Annotated in this window: 1 protein-coding gene; it reads left to right on the plus strand. The window is 65.2% G+C overall.

Annotated features, from left to right (window positions below):
• Positions 1 to 233 (plus strand): ATP-binding cassette domain-containing protein (locus tag SB764_RS44835; protein ID WP_410867414.1); only part of this gene is annotated, 233 nt, incomplete at both ends.

Here is a 233-nt window from a genome sequence, read left to right on the forward strand (position 1 = left end):
GAAAGCCGACCGTTGTAGGACTTGGTTTTGTCGTGACCGCCGGAAACGCGCTCGGCGTCATCGGCCCGTCCGGCTCGGGCAAATCCACCCTTTCGCGCATTCTCACCGGTGCCTGGATGCCGGCCGCCGGCAAGGTGCGGCTCGATGGCGCGAGCTTCGATCAATGGGATCGCGAAGCTCTCGGCCGCCACATCGGTTATCTGCCGCAGGGCGTGGAGCTTTTCGACGGCACG

This window comes from Paraburkholderia sp. SIMBA_027 (genome assembly GCF_046535315.1).
Classification (GTDB): Bacteria; Pseudomonadota; Gammaproteobacteria; order Burkholderiales; family Burkholderiaceae; genus Paraburkholderia; species Paraburkholderia tropica.